This window comes from Tenacibaculum sp. TB-56 (assembly GCF_059716275.2).
Genome location: NZ_CM201367.1, coordinates 1521562 through 1544414, shown reverse-complemented (window position 1 = coordinate 1544414; position 22853 = coordinate 1521562). Strand labels below are relative to the sequence as shown.

22 protein-coding genes are annotated in these 22853 nt (G+C 34.5%); 13 read left to right on the top strand and 9 right to left on the bottom strand.

Annotation, left to right across the window (positions count from 1 at the left end):
• Window positions 1–9 precede the first annotated feature (9 nt).
• Window positions 10–1059, top strand: a complete 1050-nt coding sequence (locus AC3VI6_RS07490; RefSeq protein ID WP_153267923.1) for a nucleotidyl transferase AbiEii/AbiGii toxin family protein — start codon at window positions 10–12, stop codon at window positions 1057–1059.
• Between the two features lie 43 nt (window positions 1060–1102).
• On the opposite strand, the gene AC3VI6_RS07485 is transcribed toward AC3VI6_RS07490, so the two are convergent.
• From AC3VI6_RS07485 to AC3VI6_RS07475, 3 genes are read right to left on the bottom strand one after another with little or no spacing between them, the layout of a single operon-like run.
• Window positions 1103–1891: an ImmA/IrrE family metallo-endopeptidase gene (locus tag AC3VI6_RS07485; RefSeq protein ID WP_228122678.1), complete on the bottom strand. Its 789-nt coding sequence runs from the start codon at window positions 1889–1891 to the stop codon at window positions 1103–1105.
• Window positions 1878–2222, bottom strand: coding sequence for a hypothetical protein (locus AC3VI6_RS07480; RefSeq protein ID WP_153267921.1), 345 nt, complete (start codon window positions 2220–2222; stop codon window positions 1878–1880). The genes AC3VI6_RS07485 and AC3VI6_RS07480 overlap by 14 nt, the downstream gene beginning before the upstream one ends.
• Window positions 2209–2898, bottom strand: coding sequence for an RNA polymerase sigma factor (locus AC3VI6_RS07475; RefSeq protein WP_153267920.1), 690 nt, complete (start codon window positions 2896–2898; stop codon window positions 2209–2211). Before AC3VI6_RS07475 ends, AC3VI6_RS07480 begins: the two co-directional genes overlap by 14 nt.
• A gap of 146 nt (window positions 2899–3044) precedes the next feature.
• Here AC3VI6_RS07475 and AC3VI6_RS07470 point away from each other — a divergent pair, with 146 nt between their 5' ends.
• The 4 genes from AC3VI6_RS07470 to AC3VI6_RS07455 all read left to right on the top strand — a co-directional run bounded on the left by AC3VI6_RS07470 (window position 3045) and on the right by AC3VI6_RS07455 (window position 6227).
• On the top strand, window positions 3045–3170 hold the full coding sequence (locus tag AC3VI6_RS07470; RefSeq protein ID WP_255473292.1) for a hypothetical protein: 126 nt from the start codon (window positions 3045–3047) through the stop codon (window positions 3168–3170).
• 327 nt (window positions 3171–3497) lie between these two features.
• Window positions 3498–4736, top strand: a complete 1239-nt coding sequence (locus AC3VI6_RS07465) for a nucleotidyltransferase domain-containing protein (protein WP_153267919.1) — start codon at window positions 3498–3500, stop codon at window positions 4734–4736.
• Window positions 4733–5221 carry a type II CBASS E2 protein gene (locus AC3VI6_RS07460; RefSeq protein WP_153267918.1) on the top strand — a complete coding sequence of 163 codons (489 nt, stop codon included), beginning with the start codon at window positions 4733–4735 and terminating at the stop codon, window positions 5219–5221. The genes AC3VI6_RS07465 and AC3VI6_RS07460 overlap by 4 nt, the downstream gene beginning before the upstream one ends.
• A complete protein-coding gene (locus tag AC3VI6_RS07455; RefSeq protein WP_153267917.1) occupies window positions 5202–6227 on the top strand; it encodes a CBASS cGAMP-activated phospholipase in 1026 nt (341 codons plus the stop codon). The genes AC3VI6_RS07460 and AC3VI6_RS07455 overlap by 20 nt, the downstream gene beginning before the upstream one ends.
• 97 nt (window positions 6228–6324) lie before the next feature.
• Here AC3VI6_RS07455 and AC3VI6_RS07450 read toward each other — a convergent pair whose 3' ends face one another.
• The gene (locus tag AC3VI6_RS07450; protein ID WP_153267916.1) at window positions 6325–6972 is read right to left on the bottom strand and encodes an N-acetylmuramoyl-L-alanine amidase family protein; all 648 of its coding nucleotides are present in this window, start codon (window positions 6970–6972) and stop codon (window positions 6325–6327) included.
• A gap of 189 nt (window positions 6973–7161) precedes the next feature.
• On the opposite strand from AC3VI6_RS07450, the gene AC3VI6_RS07445 reads away from it, so the two are divergent.
• The 8 genes from AC3VI6_RS07445 (at window position 7162) to AC3VI6_RS07410 (ending at window position 14388) form a co-directional block, all read left to right on the top strand.
• Window positions 7162–7449: a hypothetical protein gene (locus tag AC3VI6_RS07445; RefSeq protein ID WP_153267915.1), complete on the top strand. Its 288-nt coding sequence runs from the start codon at window positions 7162–7164 to the stop codon at window positions 7447–7449.
• A 270-nt stretch (window positions 7450–7719) separates the two neighbouring features.
• Window positions 7720–10116, top strand: a complete 2397-nt coding sequence (locus AC3VI6_RS07440) for a TraG family conjugative transposon ATPase (protein WP_497705709.1) — start codon at window positions 7720–7722, stop codon at window positions 10114–10116.
• Between the two features lie 10 nt (window positions 10117–10126).
• A complete protein-coding gene (locus tag AC3VI6_RS07435; RefSeq protein ID WP_153267913.1) occupies window positions 10127–10708 on the top strand; it encodes a conjugal transfer protein in 582 nt (193 codons plus the stop codon).
• Window positions 10709–10710: 2 nt separating this feature from the next.
• Complete coding sequence (locus tag AC3VI6_RS07430; RefSeq protein ID WP_153267912.1) at window positions 10711–11553, top strand: hypothetical protein; 843 nt, start codon at window positions 10711–10713, stop codon at window positions 11551–11553.
• Window positions 11554–11564: 11 nt separating this feature from the next.
• Window positions 11565–12179, top strand: coding sequence for a conjugal transfer protein TraK (locus AC3VI6_RS07425; RefSeq protein WP_153267911.1), 615 nt, complete (start codon window positions 11565–11567; stop codon window positions 12177–12179).
• Between the two features lie 52 nt (window positions 12180–12231).
• Entirely contained in the window at window positions 12232–13161 is a 930-nt protein-coding gene (gene traM, locus AC3VI6_RS07420) for a conjugative transposon protein TraM (protein ID WP_153267910.1), read from the top strand.
• Entirely contained in the window at window positions 13158–14018 is an 861-nt protein-coding gene (locus AC3VI6_RS07415) for a DUF4138 domain-containing protein (protein WP_153267909.1), read from the top strand. The genes traM and AC3VI6_RS07415 overlap by 4 nt, the downstream gene beginning before the upstream one ends.
• Before the next feature lie 7 nt (window positions 14019–14025).
• Window positions 14026–14388, top strand: a complete 363-nt coding sequence (locus AC3VI6_RS07410; protein ID WP_153267908.1) for a hypothetical protein — start codon at window positions 14026–14028, stop codon at window positions 14386–14388.
• A gap of 39 nt (window positions 14389–14427) precedes the next feature.
• Here the strand turns inward: AC3VI6_RS07410 and AC3VI6_RS07405 are convergent, their stop codons facing one another.
• The 5 genes from AC3VI6_RS07405 to AC3VI6_RS07385 form a co-directional block, all read right to left on the bottom strand.
• Window positions 14428–16686, bottom strand: a complete 2259-nt coding sequence (locus AC3VI6_RS07405) for a type I phosphoribosyltransferase (protein WP_497705708.1) — start codon at window positions 16684–16686, stop codon at window positions 14428–14430.
• A gap of 3 nt (window positions 16687–16689) precedes the next feature.
• Complete coding sequence (locus AC3VI6_RS07400; protein WP_153267906.1) at window positions 16690–17853, bottom strand: hypothetical protein; 1164 nt, start codon at window positions 17851–17853, stop codon at window positions 16690–16692.
• 73 nt (window positions 17854–17926) lie between these two features.
• A complete protein-coding gene (locus tag AC3VI6_RS07395) occupies window positions 17927–18187 on the bottom strand; it encodes a winged helix-turn-helix transcriptional regulator (RefSeq protein WP_153267905.1) in 261 nt (86 codons plus the stop codon).
• A 44-nt stretch (window positions 18188–18231) separates the two neighbouring features.
• A complete protein-coding gene (locus tag AC3VI6_RS07390; protein ID WP_228122676.1) occupies window positions 18232–20805 on the bottom strand; it encodes a DEAD/DEAH box helicase in 2574 nt (857 codons plus the stop codon).
• Complete coding sequence (locus AC3VI6_RS07385; protein ID WP_153267904.1) at window positions 20802–22784, bottom strand: DNA methyltransferase; 1983 nt, start codon at window positions 22782–22784, stop codon at window positions 20802–20804. Before AC3VI6_RS07385 ends, AC3VI6_RS07390 begins: the two co-directional genes overlap by 4 nt.
• Window positions 22785–22853 lie beyond the last annotated feature (69 nt).

The following is a 22853-nucleotide window of genomic DNA, read 5'->3' as shown; positions in this document are numbered from 1 at the left end:
TTAATTTTAATGATTAAAGAAACAACATATCAACCAGAGTGGATTTACGAAGTCAAAAAAAGACTAGGTAAAAAGTATGACCCAAAACTTATTGAAAAGGTTATCTATGCCTTATTGTTTTTGGAACAACTTAAAATCAACGAGCTCGATTTTATTTTTAAAGGCGGAACTGCCCTATTGTTAGCCACCAAAGAACCTAAAAGGTTTTCAATCGACATCGATATTATTACCGAGCAAAGACAAAGCGACATAGAATCTGTTCTTGAAGCTATAAGTAAGGAAACTGAAGCGTTTACACATTGGGAAGATGACAATGACAGAAAGCACACGCCTGATGCACCAGTTGGTCATTTCAAGATGTTCTACAAAAGCAATGTAGATGCTCGGGTTGAGCCAATTTTACTGGATGTGCTATACACGCCAAATCCTTATCCCGAACTTACAGAAATTCCGATTGCTCACAACTGGCTTCAAACACAAGGGAAAATCACAACAGTAAAAATGCCAACTTTTGATGCCATTTTAGGCGATAAACTGACTGCGTTTGCACCAAAAACCACAGGGATTTTATACAGCAAAGAAAGACCAGTTGAAATTATCAAACAGTTATTCGACGTAGCGTTTTTAATGGATAATATTTCGGATTTGGCAACAGTCCGTAACAGTTACACAAAAGTAGTTGCAGAGGAAATAGCGTTTAGAAAATTAGACATAACCTCAAAACAGGTTTTCGAAGACACCCGAGAAGCGTGTTATGTTCTTTCTACCCGTAACACTAAATCTGATGAGTTTAAACATCTACAAACTGGAATAAGCAATTTTACCAATTTTACATTGGTAAGATTCAATATTGAAGAAGCCATTACAGCTGCTTCAAAAGTTGCATACCTATCTGAACTGATTAAGGCTGGTATTGATAGCGAAATCGAAAGGTTTAAAAATCCGCTTGAGGTTAAAGATTGGTTGATTAAGAACCCTCAATTCACCAAGCTAAATAAATTGAAAAAGAGCAATCCGGAAGCTTTCTTTTATTGGTATAAGGCAATAACTTTAAGTTAAAATTTCACAATTTAATGAGGCTTTACTTGGAAAAAGAAAAATACTATTCTTCCCAAATAATGCTAAGAGCTTTACCCTTAAAAGTAATGCAATGCTCAAAAAACTTTCTTTGAATATTGTCTTCCTTAACGTAGTTGAAAATATCAACTGCCCAAATCTCTTCTTTTTTGAACAGGTTATCAGTAATGTTCTTAAAGTATTCGCCCATTACTGTATTTGGCGCCACCTTGTTTTCATATAACAGGTATTTATAGGGAAAATGTTCACTACAATATTTCCAACGTATTTCTCCGTTTTCGCCATAGACAATCATAATATCGTGATTTCCTATATCTGCAAACCTGAATGCACAGGCAGTCCTGCTGACTTTATACTCGTCCTTCAAATAATCTACCAATTCAATACTAAAGGTTTTACGATAAAAATCTTTTGAGAATCTTTCCTCTGGCATCAGCAAACAGGATGCAAAAAAATCTGCTTCTCTTTCTATTTGGTTAAACTGCTTCTGATTAGTTCTTGACGGATGTGGTTCTAACAATCCTCTTTTCAATCCAATCCTATGGGAATCTATATAGTAGTGTCCCAGCTCGTGTGCCAACGTAAACCTTCCTCTTGCAGAATCTGGCCTATTACCCAAATCGGTATTTATGTGAATATAAAACTTTCCATTATCATAGTAAGTCATTCCATCAAAGGTGTTCTTGCCGTAGCTGTCATAAAATACCGATAGGCCTTCATCATCTAATATTTTGTCAAGAGGCGTAATCTTTTCTTCATATTCTAATGCAATGCTTTCGGCTAATTCCTTTATGCTTGTTTTATTCCGAATCACTAGAATCTTGGTTATGTTTTTTCCGCATTTTATCTATAATGTGTTGAGACAATTCTTTTTTTCCTTTTCTAGCGACCATTCTTAAGGTTTCAATTTCTTCAACAACATCTTCTTCAAACATTGTTATGACTTTTGGCTCTCTATAAAACGTATTATTGATTACGGCAATTGGGTCAATAGATTTATCATCCAACTTATACTCATAATCTTCATATAGTTTATTGAACCTATCTAGTTCAAGTTCATTACTAGGGAATAAAAACCCTGTTGAACCTAACCAACTGTCCAATTGAGCTGTTTCAATTAGTTCTATTTTCTTAGGCTTCGCCATTATTCATAATGTCTAAATAGTTAGTAACGTGTCTATCCGCATCGCCGTAATAGGTGTTCACGGATTTTTGGGTTAAAGAGAGTTTATCCCTAAGCAGTTTTGTAATTGTTCTTGGTACTTTTTTACCTTCCTTTCGATAAGCTCTATAAGTAAAATAAATGATTCGATGCTTTTCAGATAATCGTGTAAGAGCTCTTTCAATGGTTTTAAGTTTCGCCACAACTACCCTTTTTGCCTCAGCATCGTCTGGTACGTCAAACTTTGCCAACAACTCTTCTGCATTTGTAACTAGGCTTAAATCTTCTTCTTCAGTAGGCTCTGCACAAGTGTTCTTTTCGCCATATTTAATTATTTGGGTGTATAAAATTCGATACATCCAAATAAGTATGCCCTTATCCAAATCTTTCGCTTTGGACTTGTCTTTGTCAAAAGTTGGGTATTTCCAAACTCTGGCAAAAGTACAATGCGCTATTTCCAAAGCCACCACCTCGTTATATCCATACTTATTGCAGTAAATCTCGGACTTACGTTTCAAATCTTTCTCAAATCTATAACAGAATTGTACAAAAGAGGCTTCTGCCTCTTTTGGAAATTCATCCTTAAAAGAAATGTAATCCAGCAGGTCAACGCTAGGTAGTTTTTCAAAATCTATGTCCTGATTAGTACTTGTATTCATCTATATACCAAAACGGATATATCTATAATGGTATATGAGTGGACAGCACCCATAAAACCTTTGGTTAAACAGCAAAATGCTATAAGTAAATAATTAATAATGCAAATCAAATATAAAAAAAGTAAGTTCAACTAAAAATTAAAACTATGGCTAAAGATTCATCTGGTAAAAAGTTCAATAGAATTCCTGAGTACAAAAGAAAAGTAGGCGGAAAAACTATTACTATCAAGGAACATATTAGAAGTAACCGGAAAGACAGTAAAGGAAAGTAATGAGCGGAAATCCACAGCTCTGAATGGATATTGTTTAACCTAAAAATTCATTTTTATGAATAGTATTAATTTCTCTAAAGGAAAACTGAGTGTATGTCGGAAGGGCAATTGTGTTAATGTAAGTGGAGATATGGCAAAAGCCGTAGTCTTTGGTATTGCAACACTCGTTGTTATAAGTGGCATAGCTTCAATATTAGAGCAATCTAATTAGAAGATTGATTGTGGTGATTTTGTATGCAGAATTACCACAATCAAAATTTATTAAACGGTCAATCTGTCACAAGATATGAATGGCTTAATAATTGAAATTTTAAAATAAAAATTATTATGACTGAAGAATACAAAAAAGAAGTGATTGAAATTTTGGAAAATCTGGGAAAGCAACTCGATATTTCTGAAACTCAATATAATGAAGCTGTAAAAAGTTACGAAGCAGTTGGTGATTGGCTGTCTAAAGAAGGCTCGCCACTTTATCCATATAACCCAAGGATACTTCCTCAAGGTTCCTTTATGCTGGGCACAATTATAAAGCCTATTAACGATGAAGATGATATTGATATAGACCTCGTTTGTAAACTGAATGGCAAACCAATTTATTGGACACAAAAACATTTAAAAGATGCTGTTGGAAATAGGCTCAAAGACCATTCTACCTATAAGGAAATGATTGAGGATAAAGATGGTGGTCGAAGATGTTGGACACTTGAATATTCAGACAATGCTAACTACCATATGGATATTTTGCCATCTATTTCAGATAAAAATTTTACGGTTCTTTTGAGCGAATCCTTTAACAATAGCCAACATATAGATGCTAATAAACTGGCGATTCGTATAACCGATAAGGAAGAGTACCACTATTCGACCGAAACGGACACAGAATGGTGGATGAAAAGTAATCCTTTCGGCTATGCCAAATGGTTTTATCAAAGAGCCATATACAGTTCAACAAAAATGTTCGCTCTGAGCGAATCTGTTGATCCTGTGAAGCCATACCAAAAAGAAAAGATGCCCTTGCAACGTGTAATTCAGTTATTAAAACGCCATAGGGATATTATGTTTTGTTCAGATGAACTTGATAGTGAAAACAGGCCCATTTCTATTATAATTACCACTTTAGCTGCCAGAGCTTATGACAGAAGCGAGAACATCGTTGATGCTTATGTTAATATTGTGAGCACAATGCGTGGCTTTATAGAAACGAAACTGAACCGGAAGACAGGCCGTTACGAAAGATGGGTAAGTAACCCTGTCAATGATGAGGAAAATTTTGCGGACAAGTGGAGCGATGTTCCCCAAAAAGAAGAATATTTCTATAAATGGTTGGATAAATTGGAGGAAGACCTCGAAACAATCAAGTACAGCCAAGGAGTCGGCCTACAACGGTTGAATGAATCCTTTTCAGCACAATACGGCGACAAGGTCGTAAATAAAGCTTTTGCCGACTATGGCGAAAATAATCGAGTTCTAAGGGAATCTGGTTTGAGAAAAATGGCAGGAAGAACAGGTCTTTTAGGGTCGGTTGGTACTTCAATACCAAACCATAATTTTGAAGGTAATTTATGAGCAAATTTTTTAAGACAAACAGGAAAAGAAAAGTAAAAGGTATTCTCTCTACTGAACAATTGAAGAGGATAAAAAAAGTATTTCCAGAAATCAAGGTCTTAAAAAGCGGATGGGATAATTTTGAAATCATTGTTCAAATTCAACCCACTGCTATAAGCGAGTTATATGATGTAAAAGTTGTTTATATGGAAAACAAATGGGTAAAAATTTTTGTTGTCAATAAAACATTGGAAATCGCAAAAAGCAGAACAAAACTGCCTCACGTTTATGACAGTCAAAAGCAGCAGCTATGTCTTTATTCGCCATCTAAAAAAGAGTGGAATGCGCACAATTACATTATTGATACAATCATTCCTTGGATAAGTGAGTGGCTATACTACTATGAATTATGGTTGCCCGAAGGCAAATGGTTTGGCGGTGGTCATAATGAATACCCTAATGAGAACAAAACAAATATCTTGATAAATGAAGAATACAAAATTTAAAATATTGTCGATTGATGGCGGTGGCATTAAAGGTGTTTTCCCTGCATTGTTCTTAACACTTTTAGAAGACGAATTGAAAAATCGCTCTGATGGCAAAACTAAAATTTATCAGTATTTCGACTTGATTACAGGAACATCAACTGGTGGCATTATTGCTATTGCATTAGCCTTGGGAATACCTGCAAAAGAAATATATCAACTTTATTTGGATAATGCCAAGAAAATTTTTGGCAGCAAAAAACCTTTTTTCATTGGTCAAATCCTTAATTCAGCACACGAAAGAGAATTTTTGGAAAACCTTATTCGTGAAAAGTTCAGAGATGCAAACAATGGAATTGAACCAAGGCTTAGCGATTGCAAAACAGATGTTTGTATTCCTATCTATGATTTGATACAAGGCAACCCAAGTGTGTTAAAAACCAAATATCATCCAGCTTTTGAGCGAGATTATCACATTCCGGCTTATCAAGCTGCTATGGCCACTTCTGCTGCACCTACATATTTCGACCCATATACCTCAGAATATATTGACCTTAATGGCACACAAAAAGACTTTGTAAACAAAGTTGATGGTGGTATAATGGCAAACAACCCTACATTAGTAGCGGTTCTAGAAGCCTTAAAGGCTTTTAAAGTTGAAATGTCTCAGCTCGAAATCCTTTCACTTGGAACTGGATATAAAAAGTTTACCGATGGTAATTCCCGTAAAAAATGGGGTTTGCATTATTGGATGGTAAAGAATAGTAGAAAAAGGCTTGTTGACTTATTTATGCAAAGCCAATCACAATTAGTTGCAAATTACATAAGCCTGCTTTACCAAGGGATAGACAGAAGTGAAAGAGATAATCCAAATTTTGTCTATGACCGGATAGATGTTTTGTTGAACGAGGATAATAATATCGAAATGGACGAATCTGACAGAATTAAAATTAAGAATTTTGCAGAATTAGCATCTATTGAATTTCAACACAACAGGACTACTATTCTGAAAAATCACTTTTATTAAATACTATATTACTTTTTCTTTGCTTTAGGTCTAAGTTCTTTAAATAGTATGATGATAATTTGTTTTATAGTAGTAATTATTTTTTCTAAAAATTCTTTCATAATCCAGCATTTAAATAGTTATTCAATTCCATTAAAATAATCAATGCCATAGTTCTGAGCGTTTCAGGTTTTCCTAGATAAAAGCTCTCATCCCAATTACTCAAAAAACCTAATTCCAAAAGCACAGAAGGACAATCGCTAATTGTTTCCCGCACCACCTGAAAATCAGCAGACTTCACACCCCTACTCTCAAAACCCAATTTCTTATTAAGCGCATCTTGCATTCGAAAAGCAAACCAGACGGAATCATCTTGATATTTTGATTGCTTATTGCTCACATACACTTCCACACCTCTTGCATTCGGATTATCCGAATGATTACAATGTAATGAAACAAACAAATCTGCTTTAAGAGCATTGGAGAGCTTCGGTCTATCGGATAACGAAATCAAAGTGTCATTATACCTTGTTAAGTAAATATCTAATGGTTTAGCCAAATTGTTATTTAGCTTCAAAATCGCATTTGCGATTTCCAATACAACATCCTTTTCTTGAATTCCATTTACACCTATCGCACCAGAATCTTTTCCACCGTGTCCAACATCAATTATTATTCGTTTTTGAGTTGCATTTTCCTGCCCAAAAATGATACACATTTTTAAGAGCAAAATCACAAAAGTGACGTTTTTGAGCACTTTTTTCATTTTCAAATTTTGGGTTATTAACAATTCAACTTCCAAAAATCATAGAATTTGATGCCAAATAATATCATCGGAAATCAAACAAAATCAAATAATATTTTATTCACAAATATTTGATTATCAGTTATTTGTAAACAAATATATGTATTTTTCCAATAACAAAAACAACACAAATTTTTAAACTTTTCAGTTATGAAAAAATCAAATTATTTCGCAGTATTTATTTCACTTATCTCAACATCTCTTTTTGCACAAATTGGTGGCATTGAGGATTCTGTAAATGACGTAGGTGATACCATAAGAACAATCTTTCCAATTTTACTCGGTGTTATTTTTTTAGTTGGTTTCCTTTTTAATGCAGGACACTTCTTTGGCGAGAACGCAGATTTAAAAAAAGGTATTACCAGAGTTTTGGTATTCGTGTTAATTGCGGGTGCTGTTGTTGGGATATTTACCTATCTAATTGGAATCGTAGTATAATGAAGCGGTTCGAGGTCTATAGAAATATTAGGAAAAAAGCAGTCATTTTTGGGCTGCCCATTTCCCTGTTTGCCTTAATGATGATGTCCATACTTGGATCCTTAATGATTATCATTTTTTCATTCAGTTTCGGAATAATTATAGGCGTCTTAATTTTTAATGCTGCGCTTTACATTGCATTAATCCGAATCACAAACAATCCACAATTATTTCAGATGGCGAAAGCCTTCCCGAAAATTATCAGTAACAAAAGAAATTCAGGCTTCGATTATGAACAAGATTAATCTTTCAGCATATCAACCCATTGCAGATATTCAGGACAATATCGTATTTGCCAATAATGGTAATGTCGTTTTGTGCTATAAAGGTAACTTACCAGAAATCTATTCGTCGTCCGAAAAAGACTTTGAAGATATGCACGGTGCTTGGTTTCAGGCTTTGAAATCTTTACCGATTGGTACTGTAGTTCACAAACAAGATATCTACCTGAAGAAATCCTATTCTTCTGAACAGCTTCCGAATAAAACTTTTTTAGAGAAGGCGACACACGAGCATTTTAAAGGTCGTGGACATATTGAACACAAATGTTATTTGTTTTTCATCTTGACCAAAAACAAAGCGCTCAACAATCCAAAATATGTCAATCCGTTCCGAAAGGTTTCAAAGGGAATTGTACAGGAACTGGATGACAACATTAAAAGCTTTGCCAACTCGGTAAGCGATTCCGTTTCTTTTATCAATAATAGCCGAAAAATGGAATTTCTACCACTCAATGCCGAGAAAATTCAGAAACTAACCAACGGTTATTTCAATGGTTTCAATGAGGGATTTGATACCGATATCATCTTAGATAAAAAAAGCGTCAATATTGGCGAAAACCATTTTGATGCCCTTGCCATCAATAGCGAACTGTGCTTTGGCGAAAGTGTACAGAGTAGCAAAACCAATGAGAAATTCACTTCAGACGATTTTGTGTTTCATCAAGGGTTTATTGATGGCTTAGGGCTTACGCTTAACGAAAATCATATTGTCAATCAAATTCTATATCTCGATGACAAACAAAAGTGGCGCAAGCTGCTCGATAAAAAAGTTGAAGAATTGAATAAAAGTTCCAACTTCGGTTCGCAGAACAAAGTGGTTCTGGGTAAAATCCAACATATTCTTGACCAAATCAATGCCGATGATAATGCACGGATTATTCGTGGTCACCTCAATATTGTCTATTGGGCAAAGGAAGCCAAAAAACTGGACAAAATCACGTCCAAAATCAAGACCGAATTTAAGGAACTGGATATCATCCCATATTATCCACGTGGCGAAGAGCGTAAAAACTATATTCTTAATAGTTACTGCTGCTTTTCTTCCAACTTTTCAAATCACGATTTATATGTGACAGATTTAAAGCACGCTCTGTGTCTGTTCATTAACAATACCAATTACAAATCCGATAACACCGGAATCATCTTCAATGATAGAGAACATAACATTCCAGTGCTAAAAGATGTTTGGGATGAAAAAAAGAAACGGATCAAGGCACGGAATTTTGCCATTTTTGCACCAACAGGCGAAGGCAAATCCTTTTTGGCAAACAATATTCTGCGCCAATATTTTGAAAGTGGTGTACGGTTGGTCATTATTGATTTAGGTGGTTCTTACACCAAATTCGCCAAGCTCTATCCTGAAAAATATACGGTTCTCAGATATGAAAGCGGTAAAAACTTAGGCATCAATCCATTTTACATCAGCGATGTTAAAGACTTGACACCTGAACGTTTGGAAGACCTATCTGTTTTCCTTTTTGAACTGTTCGCTTCAGATTTAAAAGTTACAAAAGCACAATCAGTCTCGGTTAAAAAGATATTGCGTCACTATTATAATAACACTTCAGAAAATCATTCGTTAGATGGTTTTTACAGCTTTATAGAAAGGAAACAAAAAGACCTTTTAGATACCCTAAAAATCCATCCCGACTACTTCAACATAACGAGCTTTTTGCACGTAATGTCCGAATATGTCGGTGATGGTCTATACAGCTTCCTTTTTGAAGTAAGCGAAGACCAAACCTATAAAATCGAAGATAAACGATTGATTGTTTTTGAGCTCGATGAAGTCAAGGACAATAAGGAAATCCTGTCCGTAATGTTGAAGCTGATTAAATCTGCCATCCAAAGAACCATTTGGAAAAACCGTGCTGAAAAAGGCATTATCTTATTTGATGAGTTTGCAAAGCAACTGAAGTTTGAAAATGTACTGGAAAGCGTGGAGTTCTACTATCAAGCCATCCGTAAACAAAACGGTGCGATTGGGATTATTCTACAATCCATCAATCAGCTTCCAAACAATTCCACTTCAGCGAGTATTTTGGAAAACACACAGGTTATTTACAGTTTGAATAATGAAAAGGGATATGATGAATTAGTAAAAAGGCTCAATCTATCCAGTCACGATTTAAACCAACTAAAGTCTATTAAAAACAATCTTTCCGGTTCACGGAAATACACCGAAATGTTCATCAAAATCGGTAGGGAAAGCAACATTTTCCGGTTGGAAGTGCCAAAAGAAGTTTATGCGGCTTACTTAACCGATGGGCAGGAAAATGAGGAAATTATGAAGCTCTACGACGAGCATCACGATATGGAAAAAGCAATAATTCAATTTACATCTTAGAACAAATATTATGAAGACAAAAATCAAAATTTTAGTACTGACCGTAGTCCTGACTTTATTTATGACAAGCAAAGCTACTGCCCAAGGAATGCCAGTGTATGACAATACCAACTTTATCAGCTTGGTAAAATCCTTGGTAGAATCTGCCAAACAGACGAGCCAACTTATCAAGTCTGTGAAATTTCTGAAAGATGCAAAAGAAGCCATCGAAAAAGTATCGAGTGTGGTACAACAGCTTAATGCTGTCCAAGAAATTGCAGACAACAATCAACGACTCATCAATGTAATGCAAACCGATTTGCAGGATATTTTGAATTCGCCTTACATCAAACCCGATGAAATCAGTAGAGTGGTGGAATCCTTTGATGCCATTGTACAAAACTCATTGGAAACGGTTGATTTTATTGACGAAGTTCTGTCTAGCGACTACCTAAAAATGAGCGATGCCGAACGTGCAAAAGTACTCAAGGAAAAAGAGATGGAATCAAAGCAAATGGTGTCCAGCATCACAACCAAAACCAAACGCTATCGTGATATTATTTCTTTCCGAAAGATGCAGGATAAAGTCAATAATCGAGAAACAGACTATTAATAATGACCGCAACCATACTTTTAGGGATTGGGTTGGAATACATCGATACGGTGTTCCAGACCATACAGGCAAGCAACTTTTCACAATATACCATTGCAGGAATGAAAACACTTGCTGTCCTGTTCTTTTTGGTCAACATCTTAAAAAAGTATAATGAAGGCATTGCCAATAAGGACGGTTATACTTGGGGCTTGAGTCCCGGCGAATTGGCAAAGAATTTTGCCATCGTCCTTTTAGTAATATTTTCAACGCAGGTGTTAGGATTCTTTGATGGGATATTGGTAGCCATCGAGGGACAGTACAGGGGAACAGCACCTGCGTTACTTCCATTGCAGATGCAGGATATTCCTTTAGAGGAAGATGTAAGTCTTTTTGATGCTGCAAGTTCAGCGATGACGCTTTTGTACGAAGCATTGGTAACACCGTTGTATGGCTTTAAAATATTAGCATTTATCTTAAGCACCATTCTTTGGATTCTCGACCTATTTATATACCCTTTATTTTTAGCCGAACGCTTTTTCCTGTTGGGAATAATGCAGGCATTTTTCCCATTGGTTATAAGTTTAGCGGTTTTTGAAAAATTCCGTTCCCTTGCTTATACATTTTTCAAATTATATGCGGCTGTATATATGTTGGTGCCTGCCTTCTTTCTGGTCAATGTATTTATCAATGCTATTTATACGGAAATCAATACCAACTTTTGGACAAACCTTTTCGGAACCGATACAGGCCAAGGCTTTTTTGCACCGGTCGTTCAATTAGGTTCTGTGGCTTTTATCGTATTCCTAAAATTCAAATTGTATAAACGTGCCACATCTTTTACGCTCAGATTATTTACCAACTAATTCAATTCAGAATGAAAACACCATACAAGAATATCTACAACGTCTTAAAATTAAACCGGTTTATCGTTTTGGCAGTTTTGGTCCTAGCATTACTATCCAGCACCTTCGCTTTATGGATGGCATATTCCACAAATCAAAAAGCACTAAATAGCGCTTTTGCCATAAATACCGATGGCAGCATTATTCCGCTGAAGCTCGTAACCCAAAAAGAAAATTTTAGGGTTGAAGCCTTGGCACATTTAGACTTGTTCCACAATTATTTTTACAATATTGATGCGAGTAATTATGAAAGTAATTTAAAAAAGGCACTCTGGTTGGGAAACAGTTCTGTGGACAACCTGTATCGTCAGAAAAAAGCAGATGGTGTTTACAACCGTCTCTTACAATATTCGCTGATGCAGAAAGTGTTGAGCATCGATTCGCAAATAGAAGAACAAAACGGGACGTATGTTTTTAGGACGGTTACTGTTTTTGAAATCAATAGAGGTTCTATAATTGACACTTACGAATTGGTTTCCACTGGAAACCTTATTATGGTTGACCGAAATTTTCCCAACAATCCACACGGACTTTTAATTACCAATTATTTTGAGAACACCCTTAAAAAGCTAAATGATAAAAGTTGAGCCGACCTGCCTGACGGTAGATTGGTAATCGGCATTTAAAAAATATACTCTTATGAAAGTAGAAAAGAACAAAATAGTATTTGCAACGGTCTTGGCCGTGATTTTCATATTTCTCATTTCCTATTCTGTAATGGTTATGGGCGATGATGAAAGTGAAACGGAAAACCTGCAACAAACCTTAATGCCCGATTTGGATGAAAACCAAAAAGAATATGAATCTAAGTTAGATGCGATTAATGATTTGAAGGAAGTACGTGAAAACAATGCACCCAGCATTTACGATGAAAAACTGATTGACTCATTGGGTTTTTACGACCCAGACTTGACGGAACGTGAAAAAGAACGTATCGTCGATAGTATTTATGATGCCGGAAAGATTCAATATTCCGAAAAACGCTATCGGAATTTTGGAAGGAAAAGAGTAGCTCAAACGAAAACTTCAACAATTGATTCCGCTGAAATAAAAAGAGAACAAAAAATCGAAGCCAAAGAATTGGGTCTGGAACATCAACTCTTCTTTGCTGCTGCACCCAAACCCAACGAAGTTTCAATTCTCGGTAATACTGACGAAACCATTTACGTCGTCGTGGATGGCGACCAAATTGTTAAGGTTAATTCGAGACTGCGATTGCGGTTGATAAAAGCTGCGACTATAAATGGCAAGTTAATGGCCAAGAATACGCTCATATTCGGATTTATCAGTTTTCAACCCAATCGCGCTTTAATTGAGATTGAGAACATCAAACATCATCCCACTAAACTTAAAGCGTTCGATTTACAGGACGGAAGCGAAGGTATCTATGTAGAAAACAACTTTAGGGCAGAAGCAACCAACGAGGTTCTCGATGATATTATCGGCGACATTAATATTCCCACAGTTCCACAAGTTGGTGGAATCACTAAAGTACTCAAACGAAGAAATCGTAATGTAAAAGTTACGATACTCAATAATTACAGATTAATCCTAAAACCACGACTATGAAAACAACAGCTTTATTGACAATTGTGTTGATTTTTGCTCTAGCACCTCGACCTTGCTCGGCACAGGCTAAAACGAACTCTCAACAACCACATATACTCGACACCATTTATGCAAATGACACAAAAAACGTCGCTTTGTTCTTTCCTGAACCCATTAGGCAAGGCATAACTGGTTCAGATCATTTTGTATTTACTTACAATCGGGAAAAAGAACAGTATTTCGGGCTGCTTCAGGCACAGCCTGGAACAGAAAGTAATCTTTTGGTAGTCAACAAAAATGGTTCGATTTTTTCGTATATTGTAAGGTATAAAAAACAGCTTTCTAAACTCAATTATTTCATTCCACTAACAAATAGTATCGGTAATGAAAAACCGATTGTAAAGGATTCGGTTCTTGTTGAATCTTCTGAAGAACTTGTAGATAACAGCACTTATTATTACCAAAAATTCTGCTCATATCTTCTCAATAGAAAACAGCGCATAGGGCGCATCAAGAAACGAAGCGAAGGTATTATCTTGAATGTAGAGAATATTGTTTTTGATAAAGATGAGCTCTATTTTGTTATCGAGATTGAAAATAATTCTACGTTGGATTACGATTTGAATTTCTTGAACCTGTCTATTGAAACGAGACAAAAAGGGAAAAGAAAATCATTGCAACGACTGTATCAAGAACCGATATATAAACATAATCTGCCGTCCAAGATTAAGGAAAATGAAATGGCTCGATTCGTTTATGTGTTGCCCAAATTTTCATTATCCGATGACCGCAGGGCAATTTTGGAATTGAATGAAAAAGATGGCGAACGTAATATAGAAATGAAATTATCGCATAGATATATCAATAACCCAAATTAATACTATTATGAAAAGATTAGTCATTTGCTCGCTTGTATTGTTGTTCCTTTCCTGTTCAGAAAGCACAACAAAATCCCCTTCTGAAATTGCCAAAGTTGTTGCGTCAAGCTTTTTTTCAAAAGATGAATCAGCCTTAAAAAAGCATACCACTTCTGAAGGCTATGCCAGTTTGATTACTGTACAGAAAATGATGCCAGATACTGACCAAGACATTGAGGTAGAAATTTTAGACGAAGCTATTGATGGCGAACTTGCCTGGGTAAAATACAGCACTACCTACGATGGAAAAACAGGCATTTTTAAACTGACTAAGGAAAACGGTCAATGGAAAGTGACCAGTAAAGGACCAAGGGAAAAAGGGCCTTTTTAAAAAAAGATTCTACTGAAAACATCAAAAATTTAATTCTCATTAAAAACTATCTTTGAAGATTAGTTCGATTGAATTTTTAAATATCTGAAACTTTGGGTTAGGATGATTATTTAGTTCGATAATAAGCTCATTATAATGTTCTTTGGACAATCTCAATTTCCCTATTGCTAAAGCGTATAAAAACTCTAATATAGCCTCGCCTTGATACTCATCGACTGATTTTAGAAAAGTCTTTAATAACATAAGCATATCAGCAGAAATCTTTTTGCTGCAGGAATAATTTAATTCCTCATTTTTTGCAGCCCTCAAAAGAGATGCTTGAATTATTCCATCATTAAAGCGATTGAAAACGAAGGGGTCTAAAACATTTTTCACAAAACTGGTTTGAAACAAGCCATCATTTTTATTATTACGCATATTATTCAGAACACAGGATATAGTAAAATATACGTCAGATTGAGTTACATTTTGATAGTACTCGTTATCATTAAAAAAAGCTGAGTTTTTTCTTATTTCAAGTTCACTACCTCCTACACTTGAATAAAAAATTTTTTCGCTTCCACCTCGATTTGTAGAATCTGAAAATGCTCTCAAAATATCTATCCTATCATTAATAAATTTTGAAGGCACATCCAATTCTTCTTGAACTGATTGTAAATAATCGAGTTCTTGTTCCCAAGGTGTATTCGAACTTGAGTTATCGCAGTTTATGGTCTCAATCTCTACCAAAGAACTATTATCTGAACCATAAAGACCATACTTGATATTAGTCCTGAGCTCAGCAAATTTCTTTGGATCGCTAACTCGGTTTATTCCAATAAAATAGATTAACCTAATGTTCTCATAATTTCGAAAAAACCTACTTAAATAGAGTAGGTTTTTACCATTTGAGATACAAGAACCAACAATTAGTATAGACCCTGAAGATTTGGTATCTATATTATCTTCCTTCAATTCTGATTGATTAATTATAGTGACTTCATTTTTTGCAAAATCCTGAATTCTATCACTAATGTACTGTGACAAAAGCCCGGAACCTTTGTCATTAAGATGGACTATGTGGGTTATAGATGCTGGAACGTATTGATTTATATAAGCATCTAATTTACTTTTGTGACTTTTAAAACTTTCATTAGCAATATTTCTAATGATATTCTCGTAATCTATATAAAGATTGTAATTTTTTCTTGATGTCGAATCCTCACTATATGAAACCTTAAGAGATGTTCCGGACTCGCTATTTAGTTTAAAAACTTCTACAAAGTTTTTCAAGGATTTTGAAATATACTTAGATGCACTTATATTTCTGGCATAAATTACCGGTTCATCTAAATTAAAAGAATCGCCTATAATACTGATAGGTGTAGAATGGTTTTCACAATAGGTGCATTTTTCATTCTTTTTTGATTGGTCATATAGCGGAATGCCATAGTTTAATTTTTCGTTTCTCTTTAAATTACATAAAACTCTTTCTTGAATTATAGGTGAGTCCTTATCAATTGGCATATAATATAAAGTGCATATTTCGTTAGAACCTATTTCAGGATGATTCTTCTGAATATAATTTATAAGCCCACCAGATGTAGATGCTGAAATAAGAAATATGGATTTGTCATAGAAAACGGATTTGCTATTGTACAATCCGTCATAGGACTTAAAAGATTCAATATTAATTTCCTTATCTTGATTATATCTTCTCAAATATTTGGTCATTGAATATGCAATGACATTAATAGACAGAGTATCACAATATATATTATCGAAATCTACTTTACTAAATAGATGTAGTGTATTGAGTGCTATAAAATCAATTTGACTTTTAAAGACCAAAACATTGGCAGTTCTAAGAAATTTCGATGAATGCTTTCCAGAAGGAAATACAAAATGGTGGGAAATTCCATTACTTTCAACCAAGCCACCATTATCTTCAAAAATTTTAACCAAACCTTGGTTCAATATTTCTTTTTTATTTTTTGCCAAGAATCCTCTCTTTGGAAAACTGAAAGAGTCTTTATCATAAGGTATATAAGAGATATTGTCTGAAAGTGAAGATTCTTCAACCTTTGGAATACTTTTAAAGATGGCTTCTAAATTTGCTTCAACACTTTTTTTTACATCATTATTCCCTTTACAATGCAAAAAAATTAATGTGCTTGTTTGATGGAAATATCTGAAGTATTCTGTAAGCTCATTTTTCAAGGTGTTAAAATCAAAATCGACATCCGGGTTGAACACTATCGTAGCATTTTTATGCTTTTTGTTTTCGAGTTTGGCATTGTATATATAGTATTTACCCATAATTTAATTTTTAAATGGGTATAAAATACTTATGAATGAACCCTGAGCCTTAATTCGATTTTCGGAACCATCTTGGTTCCAATCTTCAATCACTAAATCCTTAAGATTATTATTTTTGACTGGAACATAATTATCCTTAATCAAATCACGATATACATTATACTTGTCAGTAGAGATTTTTAGAAATCCTTTTTTATCTAAAATTCTCAGAATTCTATCCAAACCAATTCCTTTTTTTGATTTCAAATTTGATGTAGATGAAGTTTGATTTTTAATAAGACACTTTTTTATGATAGTCAAATCATCAATTTCATCTTGTTGGTGAAACTTATCAATGAAACCAACTCCAGAATCAAAAACTACAATTTCCAAATAATACACCCGCTTTAGATGATTAAGATATTCCTTTTCTATTCTCTGATGATTGAAAAACGTAGCTATTGGTGTTTTTTTATATTCTTCAATAATTTTTTCCTTTTTGTTTATATGAAAACGCAGATATGCACCTCTAACACTTGAAGGTATTACTACTGAGTTTGAATCTGTTCTTCCCCATTCGAAAGTATTCTTTGTTAACTCATAAACGATTGCTCCTATATCTTCAAGGATATCTTCTACTTCAATTAAATTTTGCTTTTTGAAAGTCAGAATATTTTTTGTGAGTATCTTCTTAACTGTGTTAGCAATCTTCTCTTCATCATCATTAAAGCCATTTGAGTTTTCCAAAAGCTTAATTAAACCTTTACTTTTAGATAGATGGTCTGTATTAACCCAGATGTGTTTATTACCTTTGAATTTTTCAAATGAGTTCATCTTTACGAAAAATTCATTTTGTTTTTCTCTTAGCAAGCTTTTAATGTTTTTTCCGTCTTTGTCTACAAATTCAGCAGTATTCCAGAACAAAGAAACTATTGGGTAGCTATATTCCTGCTCATAGAATTTATCCAATTCACTTAAAGCGAAATCAAGTTTTACGATTTTAATATCACAATTACTGTTTATAGTTATAATCAGTTTTAAAATATCAGCCAATAGACCAAAACGGTATTGCGCTAAATCACTCGGAATTAATAACACTATAGGTTCATCTATAAAGTCACTTATTTTGCAATAAGTCTCTGCAAGATGCTTAGGGGTGGTATGTTTAATGATTTTTATTTCGGTCATTTAACTTTTTAATTGCTCACAAAATATATAATTTTCATTCAATTTTCATTCTGAAAAAAAAATTTTCAGATTTTTATTTTTTATCGAGATTGATTTCCCAATAGCCTCGTGTATCGCCTTGACGGACTAAAAAACCTTTATTCTTGATAGCAGTAATATGTTTGCCAACAGCAGATTCATTAATACTTAAAGTTTCAGCTATTTCATTATAGGTTATGGAAGGATTAGCTGCAATAAGTTTAAGAACTTCTTTTTGTCTGTTAGTTAGAGCTTCAGTCGCATCAATTACACCACCTATTGCACCACCTATTACACCACCTTTTTGACCACCCATTAGACCACCTTCTTCAACAGCAGTTTATTTCGGTCATTGTTATTTTACATACTCAATTCATTATCCAGATTACTCGTAAATAACCCCTGTACTAACTTGCGATTTCTCAAATACTCAAAGAAATCGTCATAGTTTTCTGGACTAAGGAAATGAAAATTATAACGCTGATTTACATTGTTTTCTTCAAGTTGTTTATTTAATTCTTGAAAATGTATGGTTGCCCATTTAAACTTTGCTTTATTCAGGTCTGAATAGTCTTGGTCGTCTTTTATTTCAACAACAGTAATGTATTCCATTTCTTCATCAGAGGTTTTTAAGAAAAAGTCTGGATTGAATTTACCTTGTTTTGTATGGTTACCAGATTTACTTGATAATGAATACTCAATAGTGTAAAAGCTCTGATTGGTTGACTTTAACCAAGCATCTAAAACACTTGCATTTTCATTTTTTACCAGTTTTTCTGCAAATTTTCTTTCAGGTGTTGCGTTGAGAAAAACTAAGTCAACTGGCGTTTTAAAATCGTAACTATTTGCCTGTCTAATTGCAGTTCGTGGTAAGCTTTCATCATCAATGACATCTTGAAGAAAGTTTAGAACATCAGCATCCTTTACTTCGTCATTGTAGTTATTTGAATACATTACTGTGGAATTATGACGTAAATTACCAACAGACAAGGTTTCCTTAATTCTTTCCTTTGTTGAGATAGGGTAAGGTTTTTGAGCTTTCCTTACCAATTCAAGTGATTTGTTTTTTCGTCTTAGAAGTGTATTAAAGGATGAAAAAATGTTTCTTTTATTCTTTTCGTTTAATTCATCCCCTTCAAGACCAACCTTGTCCATAGAGCGACGTATTAATTTAGTAATTTCCTCTTTAGGTGGAAGGTTGTTTTTAGTGTACTGTTCTTCTTGAAGGTTGAGTGTAACACCTTCCCATTCTCTGGTTTGGAACTCGTGATAGATTTTATCAACGATTTCCTTTATCGGCGTCATTCGGTTTTTAATCTTGTATTCAACACTCTTATAGTCGCTCGCAAGATTTGTATAGGTTGTTTCTTGGCTTACTTGGTCAACTGAAGATTCTAAATTTATGTAATCCTTGTAGTTAAATTCCTTTTCCTTTTTATTGTTTTCAACGGCTCTTTCAGTCTTATTGTAATCTATATTGTAAAGGTCAAAATGAAATTTATTCCTATCGCCCTCAGTAATGTTAGAGCTTTCCAATCGCATTTCTAACTCAAGCACTTCATCTACGAGACCTTTGATTTTTGAACCCCAAGAGGAATGATTAAAGATAGTTACCTCTGCATTTCCTACATATTCTGGTGGTACTCTTAGTCCTCTACCCAACACCTGAGAAATTAATAGTTTAGAATTGAAAGCTCTTTCTTCCATTGGGACTATTTGAAACACATTTTTCACATCCCAGCCTTCTGTAAGCATTGAGACCGAAACAATCCACTCTACAGTAGAATCCTGCTCGTCAACTTCTTCAAGACGAATTACGTTATGCTTGTGTGCCTTATCCGAAGTAACGGTCATAACTAACTTATCCCTAATTTCCTGCTCTTCCAAGCCTTCTTCTAACATTAAAAACTCGACCAAACGTGTTTCAAGTCGTTTGGCATTGGTAATGTTGTTGGTTACGAGAATAGTAAGCGGCTTTACATTCTTATAAGTAAGTTTATTTTTGGCGTGGTTCTGATAAATTTTCTGGAATCTTTGGTCTTCATTTATACTATCGTCTTCAGAAACATAATTTATCTTCTTTACAAACTTCTCGTCAACTGCTTGTCTTAGTGAATAGCGGTAAATGACATCATTGAAATAATCATTTCCTATATATGCTGTGCCCGTAAAACCAAGCATATATTTAAAGTTGTAGCCATCATCAAGTAGAAACTTCTTCCAAACTTTAAGTCCTCTTGCTTCTGTTGTATTACCTGATATTTTATTATAAATATGATGTGTTTCATCGTTCAGTACCAAGGTGTCAAAACCTCTTTTGAAACCAAAACTATCTTCAATTGAAGAACCTGTTCTTTCATAAACGGCGTGAACATTTTCAATGCACATATCGCCCTCGTTTACCGTAACACTTCCATCAACAATACTTGGGTTTTTTATTATTGCAGATTCGGGAATTGTTTCTTTTAAGATTGGGTCTGCAACCAAAGCCAAAAACTTTTTGTGCAGTTCTTTTTCAATCGTAGTTGATGGGCATAAAACCAAAACTCTTTTTACCAAACCTAAGCCCAGCATAATCTGTGCAATCCCATACATCACATAACTTTTTCCTGTTCCCGTTGCAAGGTCTATTGTTGCGGACAGCTTAGAGGGTAGCTGAATTTTACGATGATAATCTGTAAGCTCTGGGTAACGTTCCCGTAACTGCGGATTCTTATAATGATTTTTTGAAACTAAATCTTGAATATTAGCATACTCTTTGGATGCCAAATAAATAACGGAATTTTTGATTGCCTCTTTTTGATATTCTCTCGTCCCGCAAAGTACATCCAAAAATCTGTCCCAATACTGAAGTGGTAATTCATTTTGATTGTAAAACTGATTTACTTTTAGAATTAAATCCTTTGTGTCATATCTCTTTTTTTCTTGAATCATCCGTTGGCATTTTTAGTGGTAAATACTTCACGGAATTCATTGCCATAAATATCGATATACACGGCACTTATTTTAGCACCAAAATCTTCTATTGTAATCTGAGCCCTGCCGTTCTCATCAACAATGTCTGCTGCGAAAAATACATCTGACATCAAAAATTCCTTGCCATTGTAATCTTTGTCTACAACAACCATAGCCAAAGCTTCAAGACCAGGAATATCTTCTAAGGTATCTTCATCGGGATAGTAGGCCTTAAATGCCTCAATGGTAATAGTTCCTTTTTTAAAGGATGATTTAACTTCGGGTTGCCGGATAAAGTGAAAGCCAACTGCATTTTCAAGGGAATTGACATTGCTGGAACTTGTGGGCTGTCTGAATTTTTTAAATTTCTCTTTGTGCAATTCTTGAATAATTTGGTACGGCACTTTCAGGAAATAGTAACGAACGTTACCTATCTCATAATAATCATCAATGAACTGAACAGAGTTGGCAGGTGCGATAATGTAAATACGGTCGCCTACTTTTTTGCCAATGTTTTTATGTAGAATTTCCAAGTAATCCTCATCGACTGCGGCATCCTTATGTTCCCAATATTTCCAAATCATTACGTCATAGCCGTCCTTGCGCTCGCCTTGAAATTCAATCCCAGCAATCTTCTTTGGTTTAGGCCTTACTTCGAAAAGATTTAATACAAATTCTTGATATTCTTGATGTTGTAAAGAAAATAATTTTTCTATATCGTAAAACCCATTGTTTACAGTAATGAAACTTTTCGATTTATTTTGGTATTTCTTAGACCGAATATTTAAATCACGAGATTGTTGAATACTTAGCAGTCTTTTTTGAATAGTATAGTATGAATACTTACCAATATCGCAAGTAATCCATTTTCTATTTAACTTTTCAGCAACTGCAGCGGTTGTACCACTTCCACCAAAGAAATCCAAAACAATGTCATTTTCATTGGATGACGCTTCTATAATTCTTTTTAATAAAAGTTCAGGTTTTTGGGTTGGGTATCCTGTTTTCTCGTGTTTTGTGTATGCATAAGTACCAACGGGATAATCATTAAATTCTTCAGCAAGTTCTTTTTTACCCATCCATACATCCCAAACATATTGAGGTCTTTTGACCGAAGCTTCTTCTACAGCCTGTTTTTTAGTTAGAGAACTGTCTCTACTAATATAAGTTTTCAATGCATTCGTACCTCCACTACTTTCTCGACCTCGGGTATAAAACCAGCCCTCATCATCCTTTTGCAACGCTTTGACGATTCTTTTAGAATATCCAATGCGAGTAGGCGGATTAAAAGTAGAACTACTCTTTTTGTAGCAATAAATTGTCTCGTGAGATTTTGGATAGGTATTACTTGAACCCATTAAACCACAAACCCAAACTATCTCATAAAAATCAAAATCTCTGAAAATTTCATCAAGTATAATTTTTATTAAATGTCCTTTTTTTGAATCTAAATGAACATAAATACTCCCTTCTTTATCTAATAATTCTTTGCAGAGTATTAACCTTCGCCTAAGGTATTCTGCAAAATCAGAATCGACAATTTTATCTGAATATGCCAATTGTCCTTCTTTAGACTTAAAATCAGATGCAGTAGCAAACGGCGGGTCAATGTAGATTAATTTTACCTTTCCCTTGACCTTATCTTTTATAAGAGGGTCTTCGTTTTTATAAATTGTTTTGAGAAATTGAAGGTTGTCCCCAAAGACAATCATATTCTTCCAACCGTCTGGATAAGATTCTCGGTCGCCATTGTAGGTTCTTTCAATTTGTAAGGGTGCGGCGGTTACACCATCTTCATCTGCGAGAATGTCTTCCTTACGCATTTTACCGGCATATACCAGCTCATATTCTTTTTGGGTTGTGGGAAATAGCTTATACTTAAAGTCATCTGGCAATTGCTCGCCTTGTTGCAGTTTTTCTATTAAAAAGTCTTTTTCTCTTTGGCTTAATTCTGTCATTGGTTGGTAAAAAAATAAGTGTTAAAGATATTGGTATAATTTCACGATTCAAAAGATGGGTTAAGATAA